A 16,204-nucleotide genomic window follows, 5' to 3' on the forward strand; every position below is an offset into this window, starting at 1 on the left:
TGATGGAAGCGGTAGATGCAGCAAAAATATTATTAGAAAATGAAGATGTAACCCAAGCAGAAGTAGATAGTGCAGCAAGCAATATATCATCAGCACTAGATAATTTAGTAGTTAGAGCAGATGTTGAAGAGCTAAATCAATTGATTGCCCAAGCAGAAGCAATAGATGCATCAATGTATACAAGATCAAGCTATGAAGCATTGATGGAAGCGGTAGATGCAGCAAAAATATTATTAGAAAATGAAGATGTAACCCAAGCAGAAGTAGATAGTGCAGCAAGCAATATATCATCAGCATTAGACAATTTAGTAGCTAGAGCGGATATAAATGAAATTAATCAATTGATTGCTTTAAGTGAAGAGTGTAAGCAAATGGAAGAAAACTTTGATTCAGAAGTATTTGCTGATATGAAAGATTTATTAAATGATAGTGATTTATTATTAACTAAAGAGTATGATGAGCTATCAGATTATGAAGTAAAAGATATGCTTACTAAATTAATTGCTGAGAAAGATAAATTAGCAATTGTAGATGCTCTTAATATATTAAAGAGTACAGTTCAAAGTGCAAAAGAAATATTAAAAGGTGATGTTAGTTCTATAAAACCATCTAAAGTTAAAAATTTGGAAAATATAGTGGAGGAAATTGATTTGTTCATAGAAAATGGAGAGTATACAATTGAAGAAATTCATGAACAAACTACAAGATTAACAGAAGCTATTGAAGGTCTTGAAAAGATTGAAGACAAAGAAGTATTAATTGAATTTATTTCATATATAAGTGATTTAGATGAAAGTAAATATTCAAAGAGTACATGGAATAGTTTTACAGAAGCACTAGAATATGCAAATACGGTTTCAAATAATCCTGATGCATCAGCAGAAGAGGTTAGTAATGCATATAAGAATCTAGTATCTGCAGTATCAAACCTAAGAAAAGCAATTGATAAGAGTGGATTGAAGCTTGAAATCAATATGGCAAAAAATATTTTGAATAATAAATCGGGATATGTTGCCTCTACGATAAAAGGTCTTGATAAACTTGTTGAAAAAGCAGAAAATGTGTACAATACAGAGGGTGTTACACAAGATGAGGTTACTTCGATAACGAAAGAACTGACAAAAGCAGTTTTAAAGGCAAGAAAGAAACCAAATTAAAATAAAGCAGATTAGAGCTTTTCTCTAATCTGTTTTTCTTTATTACTAAAAAGTGCAAATCAAAAAAACAGAAAGATAAACGAGTAATAAAAAGTACAAATATAATAAGTAAAAAGATAAATAAATTTCTTTTTCATAATACTATAATGAAAGTAGATTCAGGGAAGCGCTTACAGCCAAAGAAAGAGGTGAAGCTATTAAAAAAATGGGGGAATGAAGTCTTGAAGTAAATGAATATTTGAATTATTTATGAGGAAGGAAGTACAAAAGGACGGAAAAATGAAAAAAGCTTTAAAAAGATTGAAATTATTATCTTTAGCAGCTGCAATGACTCTTCCAATCTTAGCGACAGCACAAACGCCAGTATATGCAGATGAGATCGGTGTTCAAAGTGTTGATGCGGATGGATATAATGTTTTAGGAAGTGTTTTATCAGCTAGTAAAGATGGTAACAAAGTTGAATTGACGATATCAACAGGAGAGAAAATTCGATTTACTTTCTTAGAAAGTAGTGTATTTAGAATGTACATGGCACCTCAAGGAGAGGCTTTTAAAGAATATCCTGATGCTAATAGTGCAGAACATACAGCAACAATTACTGCGAAGACAGATGCACAGTATACAGCTGAGTATAATGTAAATCCTACATTGGTAGAAGAAGATTCAAAAATTATTATTTCAACGGATAAAATGATTATTGAAATTGATAAAGATACTTCAATGATGACGTTGATGAAAAGTGATAGGACAATTATATGGGAAGAATCTGCACCATTGAAATATAAATCAGGAAGTACAGTACAAACATTAAAAACAAATAAAAATGAGTACTTCTATGGTGGAGGAACACAAAATGGACGTTTCTCACACAAAGGAAAAGCAATTGAAATTGTAAATACAAACAACTGGGTTGACAAAGGTGTTGCTAGTCCAAATCCATTTTATTGGTCAACAAATGGATATGGGGTAGTACGTAATACTTGGAAAGCAGGAAATTATGATTTTGATTCAAAAGCGGAAGGTGTTGTGAAAACAACGCACCGTGAAAAGCGTTTTGATGCATATTATTTTGTTGATGATGCACCAGTTGATATCTTAGGGGATTACTATGAATTAACTGGAAATCCAGCAGAATTGCCTGAATATGCTTCGTACTTGGGACATTTGAATTGCTATAATCGTGACTATTGGACAGAGGTTTCAGAAGGAACAAGTGGAGCAATTAAATTAGGTAGTAAATGGTATAAAGAATCACAAACAGATAATGGAGGAACAAAAGAAACATTATTAGGTGATAATGATATGACTGCACAACAAATCATTGAAGATCACAAGGATAATGATATGCCTCTTGGTTGGTTCTTACCAAATGATGGATATGGTTGTGGATATGGACAAACTACTTCACAAGCAGGAGATATCGAAAATTTGAAGAATTTTGCAGATTATGCAAAAGCAAATGGAGTTGAAACAGGATTGTGGACACAATCTAACTTGTGGCCTGCAGATCCTTCAAATCCTCAAAAAGGTGAAAGAGATATTTATAAAGAAGTAGAAGCAGGTGTTCATTCAGTAAAAACCGATGTTGCATGGGTTGGATCTGGATATTCAATGGCATTAAATGGAATTAGTGTTGCTTATGATGCAATTGCTTCTAAATCAGGATTAAAACCAAATATTGTTACGTTAGATGGATGGGCTGGAACACAACGTTATGGTGGAATCTGGTCAGGTGACCAATCTGGTGGACAATGGGAATACATTCGTTTCCATATTCCAACATATATTGGAACATCTTTATCAGGACAACCAAACATCGGTAGTGATATGGATGGTATTTTCGGTGGAAAGAACAAGGTTGTACATACACGTGATTTCCAATGGAAAGCATTTACTACATATATGTTAGATATGGATGGTTGGGGTTCTAACCAAAAATCTCCTTGGGCATTAGGAGAAGATGGTACATCAATTAACCGTGCGTATTTGAAACTTAAAGCACAATTAATGCCATACGTAAACACAACTTCACATGAAGCTACTGCACGTGGTGGATTGCCAATGATTCGTGCTATGTTCTTAGAAGAAGCAAATGCTTATACATTAGGAACAGCTACAGAATATCAATACATGTGGGGAGATAACTTCTTAGTTGCGCCAATCTATCAAAATACAAATGCTGATAGTACAGGAAACGATATTAGAAATGATATTTATCTTCCTGGTACAAGTGATGTATGGATTGATTACTTTACAGGTGAACACTATCGTGGTGGTCAAGTATTAAATAGTTTTAATGCTCCACTTTGGAAATTGCCAGTATTCGTTAAAAATGGATCAATTATTCCGATGTATCCAGAAAATAACAATCCAGATGCAGTTACTGAAACAAATAAAGATGGATTAGATCGTTCACAAAGAATTGTTGAATTCTATCCTCATGGAGATACAGAATTTGAACTTTATGAAGATGATGGACTTACGTTAGGTGGTGCTTCAGCTACAACGGTGATTACATCAAAAGTTGATGGTGAAAAAGCTACATTAACTGCTGATAAAGCGATTGGTAGTTACACTGGAATGGTAAAAGAAAGATCAAATGAATTTATCGTTAATGTTTCACAAAAACCTACAAATGTTACAGGAAAAGTAGCAGGTGAAAGTGTTAACTTTACAGAAGTTACGACACAAAAGGAATATGATGAAGCGACAGGAAATGTATATTTCTATAACGAAAATCCAGATATTTTTGTAAAACAATTTGCTACAGAAGGAACTACGTATGCAAATACTACAGAAACTACAAGACCAAAACTTTATGTGAAATCAGCTGAAAAAGTAGATGTTACAGCACATAAATTTGAAGTTGTAGTAGATGGATTCAAAAATGAACAAGATTTAGGAAAAGATGAATTAAATGAAGCATTAGCAGTACCTACAGGACTTGTTGAAGTTTCGAAAACAGATGCTGAAATCAACATTGCATGGGATGCAGTTACAGAAGCTGCAACTTATGATGTAGAGGTTGATGGACAATTATATAGAAATGTTGCAAACCCAGCATATACTCATACAGGACTTAAATATTTAACGGATCATACATATCGTGTGCGTTCTGTTAATCATGATGGATTCTCTAACTGGAGTGAATTAATTACAATTCAAACAGCGGATAATCCATATCGAAATGTTCCTGAAAATATTAAAGCAAAATGGGATTATGGTTACTATAGCTCTGATAAAATTGAAAAAGCATTTGACCATGATAGAAACACAATGTTCCATTCAGCTTCGGCAGTAACACCAGATAAAATGGTTGAAATAGACTTAGGAGCAGCATATCAATTGGATAAATTGGATTATGTTCCAAGAGAGAATAAAAGTAATGGTGCGGTATATCGTATGGATGTTTATGCAAGTTTAGATGGTGTAAACTATACTAAGGTATGGGATGGTAATGCAAACCCAGCATGGTCATACGATCGCAATGATCTTGAAGGATGGCAAACCAAAACAGTTCCATTGACAGGCTTAAAAGCTCGTTATTTGAAATTGAGTTGTTTATCTTCATATGGTGGCTTCTTCTCAGCAGCAGAAATCACACCTTATAAGGTTGAAGGAACAGATGCATGGGTTGTAGGAGATGTTACAAACAACAATGTAGTTGATGAAAATGATTTAACATTCTATGAAAACTATGTAGGATTAAAACCAGTTGATGCAGATTGGAACTATTCTACATTAGGTAACATAGATAATAATGATATTATTGATGCATATGATATTTCATTTGTAGCTAGAATGTTAGGAGATCCTATCGCAACGGCTGCAAAAGGAGTAGAGGGAAAAGTTCAGATTATTCCATCAAAGACAAATATTGAAGCAGGTGACTTAGTAACACTGGACTTCTATGGAATAGGTCTTAAAAATGTAAATGCATTTAGTATGGAAATGCCAGTTGATATGAACCAATTCGAAGTAGTGAATTTTGGATCTCCATCAACGAAAACGGTATTTATGAGAAACTTCTCGAAAACAAGATTCCACAGTGATGGAACAACTGATAACTATGTATGTTTCACAAATGTTGGTAATCAAGAGTTGATTAGTGGTACAGGAAGTATTGCGAAAGTTACAATTCGTGCAACAAGAGACTTTACATGGGATACAAAAGCAACTAGAGCATTGTTAGTTGGACAAGATTTAAGTACAGCTGATGCCCTAATTGATAGCACACAAATACCAGAAGCTCCAAAAACAGAATATATTTTACAACAAAAAGACATTAGTGCAATTAGTTTTGACAATGCTGTAAAACAAAATATGGATGGAAGCGAATTGTGGCAACAAGACGGATGGAAGACTTTATTATTTGATGGTGATAGAAATGGCGATTTAGCAGAATTCAAATGGTATTTTGAAGCTAATGATGTTGCAGCAGAAGTAATGTTACCTACGGATATGAATTTCACATTTAATAAATCTGAACCATTGAAGTCAGTAAAAGTATATAACCGTTCAAGTTCAAATGGACGTGTTACAAGTATAAAAGCTGTCGGATATGATGGTGAAACAAAATATGATTTAGGTACAATTAACACAGCACAAAATATTTATGAATTTAAGATACCTGCAGCTGCATCAAAAATTGATAAAGTTGTAATTATACCATTAACAAGTGTTGGTACTGCTAAGGGTACAAAAACTGGTACAGAAGAAAATAGAATGTTATCATTGCATGAAATAGAATTTATTACGGATTCAAAAGTTGATGCAACAGGAATTAAGTTTGATACGACAAGTGATTCAAAAGTGTTTGTAGGTGGTATGGGTGAAGTATCAGCTACGGTTTCTCCAAGCAACGTTTCAAACCCATTCTATAACATTACAAGTAGTGATGAAGCAATTGCGAAAGTGGTTAAGATTCCAATGAATGACAAATATGCATTTGTCGTGCAAGGTGTCTCTGCTGGAACAGTTACATTAACTGCTACATCTGAAGATGGAAATCTTACAGATACATTCGATGTTACAGTAGTTGATGGAATTGATACAGCTGTATTAGATGAAGAAATTGCAAAAGCAGAAGCATTGTATGAAAACTTGTATACTGCAAAAACATGGGCAGACATGAGTGCAGTATTAGAAGATGCAAAATTATTGTCAGCAGAACCAACATCTCAAACAGATGTAGATGCAATGACAACAAAATTAATTACGATAGTAAAAGAACTTAAGTTTAAAGGTTCTAATACAGAACAAGAATCTAGTTTGAACTTGATTGATCGTAGCGATATGACATTGTTCCATGAAACAAGTTACTCTGCAGCAGAACTAGAACATGGAGATCGCGTATTAGATGGTGATATCAATACAATTTGGCATTCTAATTATGGCAGTAGCTATAAATTACCACAATGGATTGTAATTGATCTAGGTAAAGAATATGACTTAGAACAAATTGATATGTTAGCACGTCAAAGCAGTAGAAATGGACATATTACACATTACCGTATTGAAGTAAGTACAACTTCATTAGAAGGTATTAGTGATCCAACGATTAATGATTTGGAATTTGTTCCAGTAGTAGAAGGATATTTGGATAATGATGGATCTTCATTAGAAGCACCATCAGTAGCAAAAGAAATTAAATTTGATACTACAAAAGCTAGATATGTTAAATTCATGGCAATTGAATCATTAGGTGATAGAGCGAATGCATATGCTTCTATCGCAGAATTGAACTTCTATGGATTAGAAACAAGTAGTTTTGAAGATTTACAAGCTGCTATTGAAGCAGTAGAAGCATTGTTTGATAAAGAAGATAACTACACTACATCTTCATGGAATGAATTGATGGATGCATATGATGCAGCATCAGCAGTAGAAGATACTGCAACACCAAGTGAAATCAATGATGCATTATTAGCGTTAGAAGTTGCACAAGCAAAACTAACAACAAGAGCTTCTGATTTCGTATTGGATAAATTGGTTGAATTAGTAAGTGAGTGTGAAGCACTAGAAGACTTATATACAGAAGCTGAATTTGCTGATATGAAAGCATTGCTTGATGAAGTAAATGAATTATTGGAAAACGATCCAAAAGATATTCCATCAGCAGATGCAATAAAAGCAACAATTGACTTATTAGCAGCAAAAGAAACATTGCAAGCAGGAGCAGATGTAAATACGGTAATGGAAAGTCTAAAATTGCATATTGAAATAGCAAATGAAATGTTAGCTGAAGACTTAAGTGGCGTTCGTCCAGGTAGAGTAAAAGCTCTTCAAGATGCAGTAGATGAAGCACAAGCATTGGTTGATGCTTCAAGTACAGATGTTGCAGCAATGCAAGCAGCGATTGTGAAGATTACAGATGCTTCACAAAAACTATGGGATATCGTAGACAAAACAGAGCTTAACGATATGATTACAATTGCGAACAAGTACACTTCTGAAGGTTATACAGAAGAGAGCTGGGAAGCATTGGATACAGCATTGAAAGCAGCAAAAACAGTTGCTGCTAATGATGATGCAACAACAGCTGAAGTAGCAAAAGCTTATAAAGACTTAGTAGATGCAATCAGTGGCTTAGAAAAAGAAATTGTTCTAGATAAAGAAGCGTTGATTAGAGAAATTGCAACGGTTGAAAACATGATTAAGAACATTAGTAAATATGTTCCATCATCAGTTAAAGGCTTGCCAAATGCTCTAACAGCAGCTAAGAATGCATTGGAAAATGCTACAACGCAAAAAGAAATTGACGATGCTACAAAAGCATTGACTAGAGAAAAATTGAAAGCTAGATTAAAACCAGATACAGCTGCACTTAGAAGTTTAGTAGCGAAAGCAGATGGTATTAAACTAGATGGATATTCAGCATCAAGTTCAAGTAAATTCGCAAATGCATTAGCGAATGCGAAACAAGTATTAGCGAATGAAGAAGCAACAGCTGAAGAAATTGAAACTGTTGTTAAAGGCTTGAAGAAAGCGATGAATGACCTTGAAAAGGCAAAACCTTCAACAGCTCCTAATGGAACTGGTGGTAGTGGAAAAGCTGCTACTGCAGGAGGTAGTGTGAATTCAGGAGATTCAACTGACTTGAATGCATTGTTATTTATGATGATGGTAGCGGGTGCTGTTCTTCTTAAAACCGCAAAAAAGAGAAGACAGATTGAGGAATAGAATTTGCTATGTTGGTTATGATAATTAACTGACTAAAAAGGTGATATCTTCGGATATTACCTTTTTTCATAAAATATTCTTTTGATTGGAAGCGCTTAATGAGTGAAATAAAGTAAATTATTCTAGTTTTTATTGAGTTTATGAAACTTTTCACATATAATGATAAAAATAATGTTATAAGGAGGATCACAGATGAGAGCAGTTGTAAGTGTAATTGGTAAAGATGGTGTTGGTATTATGGCCAATGTAAGTAAAAAATGTGCTGAAGTTGATGCGAATATCGTGGATGTGAGCCAAACAATCATGCAAGAAATGTTTTGTATGGTGATGTTAGTAGAAATTGATAAATTAAAGGTAGAATATACATCTTTTGTCGATGTGATGGAAAAGTATGGAAAAGAATTAGGACTTACAATTCATGTGATGCATGAAGATATCTTTAAGTCTATGCATACGATTTAAGGTGGTATTTTTATGTTAAATGTAAATAATATATTAGAAACGATTAAAATGATCGATGAAGAGGATTTAGATGTTAGAACAATCACGATGGGTATATCACTTCTTGATTGTGCAGATAGTGATATTGATAAATCCTGTGAGAAAATTTATAACAAGATTACTGAAAAAGCGAAACACCTAGTAGCTGTTGGTGAGCAAATTGAAAAAGAATATGGAATTCCTATCATCAATAAGCGGATTTCAGTAACACCGATTTCAATGCTGGTAGCAGTTAGTGGTGGAGATCCAGTGAAATATGCACATACATTGGAAAAGTGTGCACAAGCAGTTGGTGTAAATTTCATTGGTGGCTTTTCAGCATTGGTTCAAAAAGGTTGTGCAGCAGGAGATCGTGAGTTGATGGAAGCAATTCCTAGAGCTTTGGCAGAAACGGAGCATGTTTGTGCATCTGTAAATGTTGGTTCTACGAAAGCAGGAATCAATATGAATGCTGTCGAACTTATGGGTCGTGTTGTGAAAGAAGCGGCGGAACTTACCAAAGATCGTAACTGTATCGGTGCAGCGAAGCTAGTTGTTTTCTGTAATGCACCAGAGGATAATCCATTTATGGCAGGAGCTTTTCATGGGATTGGTGAACCGGATTGTGTGCTCCATGTTGGTGTATCTGGTCCAGGAGTAGTTCGTGCAGCGCTAGCTAAAGCACCAAAAGATTTACCAATGGATCAAATAGCAGATATTATTAAGAAAACAGCATTTAAGATAACGAGAATGGGGCAGATGGTTGGTGCTATCGCTTCACAGCGGTTAAACGTACCTTTTGGTATTGTGGATCTATCTTTGGCTCCAACGCCTGCTGTAGGTGATTCTGTGGCTTATATACTGGAAGAAATGGGTCTTGATTCTTGTGGGGCATATGGTACAACAGCGTGCTTAGCAATGTTGAATGATGCAGTAAAAAAAGGTGGCGTTATGGCGAGCAGTAGTGTTGGTGGTTTGTCTGGAGCATTTATTCCTGTATCGGAAGATGCTGGTATGATTGCAGCAGTACGTAATGGTACTCTATCACTTGAAAAATTAGAAGCTATGACAGCGGTTTGTTCAGTTGGGTTGGATATGGTTGTGTTACCAGGTGATACAACAGCGGATGTAATTTCTGGAATCATTGCTGATGAAGCAGCAATTGGAATGGTAAATTCAAAAACAACTGCAGTTCGTGCAATTCCAGCAATTGGTAAAAAAGTAGGAGATGAATTAGAGTTTGGTGGGCTATTGGGTAGCGGTCCAGTTATGAACATCAATCAAACATCATGTAATGTGATGATACAACGAAAAGGTAAAATCCCTGCACCAATTCAAAGTTTAAAAAATTAAGATTGATATAATCAAAATAAATATAATAGAAAGACATCAAAATTTTTGGTGTTTTTTTGTTTATAATTATGCGAAAGTAAAAAATTTCATTTTTTTTGAAACCTTTTTGGTGAAAACTGTGTCTAAGTATATTAGTAGAGTGTAGAAACTATAGAGGAGGAAATATGGATTCAAAGAAAATTTTATTATTTGGAAAAGTTATTAATGTATTATTGGTGGTGACATCATTGTTGGTTTTTGCTTTTTGGTCAATATGGGGAGGCGATTCATATTACATGACATATGAGACGTATCGAATGTTAGAGACATCGATAACGGTGTATCGTGTCGTCGCTATTTTATTATTGGCTGCAAGTGCATTTTTATTTGTTAAAGGAAGAAAACAAGTATCTGGATTAGAGTTTTTAGTTGCTGCTTCAGGAGCAATGGTAATTATGTCAATGATGAAAATTGTATTAGGAATATTAATCTGGATTTTAGCTGGTATTGCTATGCGTAAAATGACAGAATCAAATGTAGAGAGTGATTTTAGCTCTAAACTTGAAGGAAATTAATGATTAGGTCAAAATACAATAAAAAGAATTTATCATTTATAAAAAAGATTCCTTACATATATTTAGTATTGAGTGTTATGCGATTAGCCTTATTACTTACTATCCATGATATTCATAATTTATACTATTATGAGGAAACTTTATATAAATTACTACTATTTGGAGTGGGCGGTTTTTTATTGTTTATTGTTTCTATGATTGTTTTAGAAAAAATAGCAGTAAATTATTATTCAGATATCAAAGAAAAAGAAGGATCAAAGTCAGCGGTTATCTTATTGATTATTTCAATTATTGATGTTATATCAAGTGCGGTGATGTTGTTTGCAATTATGATTCTATTTGAATATCAACTTCTTGTATTGAATTTTCAAATTATTGAAGTACTCTTACTTATTGTATATCTAATGAAGAAAAAGAAGGGAGTAAGTTATGAATAAAGAAGTAACTTCTTGTGTTGAGATAGAAACAAATCTTGAAAATACATCCATTGCGATGAATGGATTATTAAACTTAGATGACAATGTTAATAAAGTAGTAACGCAATATGATTTGAATGTTAAAGAAGATAAACTAATAAAAAAGACAAAGGAACCCAATTTAAAGTATTTTTATAAAACTATTACAGGAATAAACCTTCGGTTATCTAGTATGTCTGAGACAGAAACAAAATTAGATTATGTTTTGCTTTATAATGCAAAACGTCAAATTATTATAGTGGGAATTTATACAGTAATCGTTATGTTGGCGTTTGCATTGCCTTTTTTTCTTTTATTTATTGAGAAACCAATGGCAATACAAGATAGTCAGCTTGATATGATATGGATATTGCTTTTAATTTCTTTTATGTTACTTTTGGTGCCAATTTGGGCAATTGTTTTATTCCAAAATCGAAAAAAATATAAAGATAGGCTTTTTCATAAATTTTTTCTACCACGTTTAGAGAAATATATTGAAATTGTTGAAGGGCATAAAAAAGCATAAGTACTATAGAAATTTAAATTTCTAACAAAAGGACATTAAAAATTTGGTTTTAATGTCTTTTTTTTGTGGAAAAACAAAATGAAAACGCTTTCAATTTTGACGTTTGAATAAATAGAAAAATAAGGGTGAATAATGGAAAAAATACTAGTAAATAAAAGGCATTTATACTATAATGTTAGGTGGAAGCGCATACAGGTTTTTATTAGGAGGATCGCATATGTCAGATAAAAAAACCCCTTTTTCAGGGTCGCCTGAACAAGAAAAAAAATTAATGAAAGTGATAGAAGACCATAAGGATCAACGCGGTGGGTTGATGCCTGTTTTACAAGGTGCTCAAGAAATTTATGGATATCTACCACTTGAAGTACAAAAGATGGTAGCAATGGGTCTAGGTATTTCTTTATCAGAAGTATATGGTGTTGTTACTTTTTATTCGCAATTTTCACTTGAACCTAAGGGAAAATTCAAAGTAAGTGTTTGTCTAGGAACAGCTTGTTATGTTAAAGGAGCAGACAAGGTGTTGGAAGAAGTAGAGAATATTTTAGAAATCAAAGCTGGTGAATGTACAGAAAATGGTTTATTTTCAATAGATGCTACAAGATGTGTTGGTGCATGTGGTTTGGCACCTGTTATGCTTGTGAATGAAGATGTATATGGAAAAGTAACAACTGAAGAAGTTGCAGGAATACTTAAGAAATATACGGATATGGAAGCGTAGGTGGACAAAATGAACATTGAAAAGTTATTAGAAATTAAAAAAGAATTTGAACCAATTGTACAGGTTCGTTCAGCAATTCATAAAAATGCGAAATTAGTAGAAGGTTCTAAATACCGCAAACAAATCGTTGTTTGTGCAGGGACTGGATGTACTTCATCAGGTTCTAAAAAAGTTTTAGAAGCAATTGATGAAGGATTAAAAAGAGAAAAATTAGAAGATGATATTTTGGTTGTAAAAACTGGTTGTTTTGGATTATGTGCGCTAGGACCAGTTGTAATTGTGTATCCTGAGGGAGTGTTCTATTCACAAGTAACACCTGAACACATGGATCGCATTATCAAAGAACATCTTGCTGGTGGTGAAGTAGTAAAAGAATTACTTTATGAAGACACAGTAGATGAAAATGGAAACATTAAATCGTTACAAGAGACAGATTTCTATAAGAAACAGCACCGCGTTTCACTTAGAAACTGTGGAGTTATAGATCCAGAGATCATTGAAGAATACATTGGTACAAATGGTTATCAAGCTTTGTATAAAGTGTTAACGGAAATGAATCCAGATCAAGTAATTGAGCTTATGAAAGCTTCAGGATTACGTGGTAGAGGTGGTGGAGGATTCACCACTGGACAAAAATGGTTATTTGCAAAAAGTAGTGAAAGTGACCAAAAATATGTATGTTGTAATGCAGACGAAGGGGATCCAGGAGCATTTATGGACCGTTCTATTTTAGAAGGGGACCCACACTGTATTATTGAAGCTATGGCAATTGCAGGATATACAATTGGTGCAAATCAAGGGTATGTATATGTACGTGCAGAATATCCAATTGCAGTAACACGTTTACAAATTGCTATCGATCAAGCAAGAGAAGCTGGATTGCTAGGTAAGGATATTTTCGGAACTGGTTTTGATTTTGATATTGAAATCCGTTTAGGAGCAGGAGCATTTGTTTGTGGTGAGGAAACAGCCTTGATTACAAGTATTGAAGGTAATCGTGGAGAACCAAGACCTCGTCCACCATTCCCAGCAGTTCGCGGATTATTTGGAAAACCAACGGTTTTAAATAATGTTGAAACATATTCTAATGTTCCACAAATTGTACTTAATGGAGCTGATTGGTTCGCAAGTATGGGAACTGAAACATCAAAGGGAACAAAAGTATTTGCCCTTGGTGGAAAAATCAAAAATGTTGGGTTGGTTGAAGTTCCAATGGGAATTACACTGCGCGAAATCGTTGAAGAAATCGGTGGTGGTGTTCCAAATGGTAAAAAATTCAAAGCAGCTCAAACAGGAGGTCCATCAGGAGGATGTATCCCTGCTAAAAATATGGATGTTCCAATTGATTATGATAACTTGATTAAATTGGGAAGTATGATGGGTTCTGGAGGACTGATTGTACTTGATGAAGATACTTGTATGGTGGATATTGCAAAATTCTATCTAGAATTTACAGTAGAAGAAAGTTGTGGTAAGTGTACGCCATGTCGTATTGGAACAAAACGTCTATATGAATTATTAGAAAAAATTACTTCTGGTAATGGAGAAATGGAAGACTTAGACAAAATTGAAGCTTTATCTGCACATATGCAAAAATCTTCACTTTGTGCTTTAGGTCAAACAGCAGCAAATCCTGTTATTTCTACTTTACATCACTTTAGAGATGAGTATGAAGCTCATATCAAGGATAAAAAATGTCCAGCAGGTGTATGTAAGGATTTATTGGAATATACGATTGATGCTGAAAAATGTATTGGATGTACTGCATGTAAGAGAAAATGTCCAGTTGATGCAATTAGCGGTGAAGTGAAACAACCTCATGTAATCGATCAAGAAAAATGTATCAAATGTGGTGTTTGTATGGACACATGTAAGTTTAATGCCATTTCGAGAGGTTAAGGAGGAGTAATTTAAGATGAGTGAAATAAATCTAAAGGTAAATGGAATAGATGTATCTGTTCCAAAAGGATCAACAGTTATGCAGGCTGCAAAGCTTGCAGGTGTAGAAATTCCTTCATTGTGTTACTTAAAAGAAGTTAGCGCAATTGCCTCTTGTCGTATCTGTGTTGTTGAAATCAAAGGCAGAAGAGGTTTGAGTGCATCATGTGTTGCACCAGCAGAAGAAGGAATGGAAGTATATACAAATTCAAAAGCAGTAAGAGATTCTCGTAAGATGTCATTGGAATTATTATTATCAGATCATAATAAAAAATGTTTATCTTGTGTAAGAAGTACAAACTGTGAATTACAAGAATTATCACGTGAATATGCAGTTGATGAAGATAAGTTCCCTGCACAGGAACCAAAATATGAAATTGATAACTCTTCTGCATATGTAGTGAGAGATAACAATAAGTGTATCTTATGTCGCCGTTGTGTGGCGGCTTGTACAACAATGCAAGCAGTTGATGCAATTGGAGCAATCCAACGTGGTCATGATACACATATTGGATGTGCATTTGAAAGAGATTTAGAAAATTCTCCATGTGTGGGTTGTGGTCAATGTATCGTAGCTTGTCCAGTTGGAGCATTGAGTGAAAAGAACAATGAAAAAGATGTTTGGGATGCAATTGCAAATCCAGATAAAAAAGTAGTGATGTTTACTGCACCTTCTGTTCGTGCACAAATTGGTGAAGATTTCGGTTACGAAATTGGAACAAACGCAGAAGGACAAATGATTGCAGCATCTAGAATATTAGGATTTGACGAAGTGTTTAATATGGATGTAACAGCCGATTTAACAATCGTTGAAGAAGCAAATGAACTTGTAGATAGAGTAACAAATGGTGGTGTTCTACCAATGTTTACATCTTGTTGTCCAGGATGGGTAAAATTTGCTGAACATAACTATCCAGAAATGTTACCAAATTTATCTACATGTAAATCACCACAACAAATGTTTGGTGCAGTATTAAAATCTTACTATTGTGAGAAATATGATATTAAGCCAGAAGATTTATTTGTTGTAAGTGTAATTCCATGTACAGCAAAGAAATTCGAAGTAGGACGTCCAGAAGAAAAATGGTCAGATTTACAAGATGTTGATGTTGCTCTTACAACACGTGAGTTAGCTCATATGATGAAAGAAGCAGGAATCAAGTTTAATGAATTAGAAGCAGAAGACTTCGATGATCCATTTGAGTGTGCTTCAGGAGCTGGAACAATCTTTGGTGCCAGTGGTGGAGTTATGGAAGCAGCAATTCGTACAGCAGGACGTTTAATCGATCCAACTTTCGATAAGATTGAAATCAATGAAGTTCGTGGTACGAAAGGAATCAAGGAAGCTCATTATAAAATGGGTGATGCAGAAATTAAGGTTGCTGTTGTATCTGGTCTTGCAAATGCAAGAAAACTTATGAAAGAAATCCAAAATGGAGAAAAAGAATTCCACATGATTGAAGTTATGGCATGTCCAGGCGGATGTATCAATGGTGGAGGTCAAATTATCCCTCGTGATGTTGTTAGAAATAATGTGGATGTAAAAGCATTGCGTGCATCTGTTTTATACAAAATTGATGATGGTGATAAATACCGTATTTCGCATGAAACACCAGTTATGGAAAAACTATATGACACATTCCTAGGGAAACCTGGAAAAGGAAAAGCTCATGAGTTACTTCATACGAGTTATGTAAAAAGAGAAAAACTTTAAAATAGATTAGAGTACAACAAAAGTTGTACTCTTTTTTTTGGTGTGCTAGGCATGGCATATATCTAGTGGTGAAAGTCCACTGTGGGGGGTGTAGTCGCTAACCCGTAGCCGAAGACAAGGGTGTCCA

Annotated in this window: 10 protein-coding genes; all 10 read left to right on the forward strand. The window is 34.3% G+C overall.

The annotated features are described in order from the left end of the window. On the forward strand, positions 1 to 1,157 hold a 1,157-nt coding region (locus M2475_RS10150; protein ID WP_277491324.1), incomplete at its 5' end, for a hypothetical protein. Between the two features lie 279 nt (positions 1,158 to 1,436). Continuing rightward, positions 1,437 to 8,339 (forward strand): discoidin domain-containing protein, encoded by a 6,903-nt coding sequence (locus M2475_RS10155; RefSeq protein ID WP_277491325.1) that lies wholly within the window; start codon positions 1,437 to 1,439, stop codon positions 8,337 to 8,339. A gap of 192 nt (positions 8,340 to 8,531) precedes the next feature. Then, positions 8,532 to 8,801 (forward strand): ACT domain-containing protein, encoded by a 270-nt coding sequence (locus M2475_RS10160; RefSeq protein ID WP_277491326.1) that lies wholly within the window; start codon positions 8,532 to 8,534, stop codon positions 8,799 to 8,801. Positions 8,802 to 8,813: 12 nt separating this feature from the next. Continuing rightward, the gene (locus M2475_RS10165; RefSeq protein ID WP_277491328.1) at positions 8,814 to 10,172 is read left to right on the forward strand and encodes a PFL family protein; all 1,359 of its coding nucleotides are present in this window, start codon (positions 8,814 to 8,816) and stop codon (positions 10,170 to 10,172) included. A gap of 164 nt (positions 10,173 to 10,336) precedes the next feature. Continuing rightward, a complete protein-coding gene (locus tag M2475_RS10170) occupies positions 10,337 to 10,726 on the forward strand; it encodes a hypothetical protein (protein WP_277491330.1) in 390 nt (129 codons plus the stop codon). Beyond that, positions 10,726 to 11,163 (forward strand): hypothetical protein, encoded by a 438-nt coding sequence (locus M2475_RS10175; RefSeq protein WP_277491331.1) that lies wholly within the window; start codon positions 10,726 to 10,728, stop codon positions 11,161 to 11,163. The genes M2475_RS10170 and M2475_RS10175 overlap by 1 nt, the downstream gene beginning before the upstream one ends. Continuing rightward, positions 11,156 to 11,707 carry a hypothetical protein gene (locus M2475_RS10180; protein ID WP_277491332.1) on the forward strand — a complete coding sequence of 184 codons (552 nt, stop codon included), beginning with the start codon at positions 11,156 to 11,158 and terminating at the stop codon, positions 11,705 to 11,707. The genes M2475_RS10175 and M2475_RS10180 overlap by 8 nt, the downstream gene beginning before the upstream one ends. A gap of 217 nt (positions 11,708 to 11,924) precedes the next feature. Beyond that, positions 11,925 to 12,425 carry an NAD(P)H-dependent oxidoreductase subunit E gene (locus M2475_RS10185; RefSeq protein ID WP_277491333.1) on the forward strand — a complete coding sequence of 167 codons (501 nt, stop codon included), beginning with the start codon at positions 11,925 to 11,927 and terminating at the stop codon, positions 12,423 to 12,425. A 9-nt stretch (positions 12,426 to 12,434) separates the two neighbouring features. Continuing rightward, positions 12,435 to 14,324, forward strand: a complete 1,890-nt coding sequence (nuoF, locus tag M2475_RS10190; RefSeq protein ID WP_277491335.1) for an NADH-quinone oxidoreductase subunit NuoF — start codon at positions 12,435 to 12,437, stop codon at positions 14,322 to 14,324. 16 nt (positions 14,325 to 14,340) lie between these two features. Beyond that, entirely contained in the window at positions 14,341 to 16,077 is a 1,737-nt protein-coding gene (locus M2475_RS10195; RefSeq protein ID WP_277491336.1) for an NADH-dependent [FeFe] hydrogenase, group A6, read from the forward strand. The last annotated feature ends 127 nt before the right edge of the window (positions 16,078 to 16,204 follow it).

It is taken from the genome of Breznakia sp. PF5-3, from assembly GCF_029504745.1.
In the GTDB taxonomy this organism is placed as follows: domain Bacteria; phylum Bacillota_I; class Bacilli_A; order Erysipelotrichales; family Erysipelotrichaceae; genus Breznakia.

What these genes read in the sequence shown, in the direction of transcription:
- M2475_RS10155 (WP_277491325.1), top strand. Translation starts at nt 1,437, where the DNA reads ATGAAAAAAGCTTTAAAAAGATTGAAATTATTATCTTTAGCAGCTGCA.
- M2475_RS10160 (WP_277491326.1), top strand. Translation starts at nt 8,532, where the DNA reads ATGAGAGCAGTTGTAAGTGTAATTGGTAAAGATGGTGTTGGTATTATG.
- M2475_RS10165 (WP_277491328.1), top strand. Translation starts at nt 8,814, where the DNA reads ATGTTAAATGTAAATAATATATTAGAAACGATTAAAATGATCGATGAA.
- M2475_RS10170 (WP_277491330.1), top strand. Translation starts at nt 10,337, where the DNA reads ATGGATTCAAAGAAAATTTTATTATTTGGAAAAGTTATTAATGTATTA.
- M2475_RS10175 (WP_277491331.1), top strand. Translation starts at nt 10,726, where the DNA reads ATGATTAGGTCAAAATACAATAAAAAGAATTTATCATTTATAAAAAAG.
- M2475_RS10180 (WP_277491332.1), top strand. Translation starts at nt 11,156, where the DNA reads ATGAATAAAGAAGTAACTTCTTGTGTTGAGATAGAAACAAATCTTGAA.
- M2475_RS10185 (WP_277491333.1), top strand. Translation starts at nt 11,925, where the DNA reads ATGTCAGATAAAAAAACCCCTTTTTCAGGGTCGCCTGAACAAGAAAAA.
- nuoF (WP_277491335.1), top strand. Translation starts at nt 12,435, where the DNA reads ATGAACATTGAAAAGTTATTAGAAATTAAAAAAGAATTTGAACCAATT.
- M2475_RS10195 (WP_277491336.1), top strand. Translation starts at nt 14,341, where the DNA reads ATGAGTGAAATAAATCTAAAGGTAAATGGAATAGATGTATCTGTTCCA.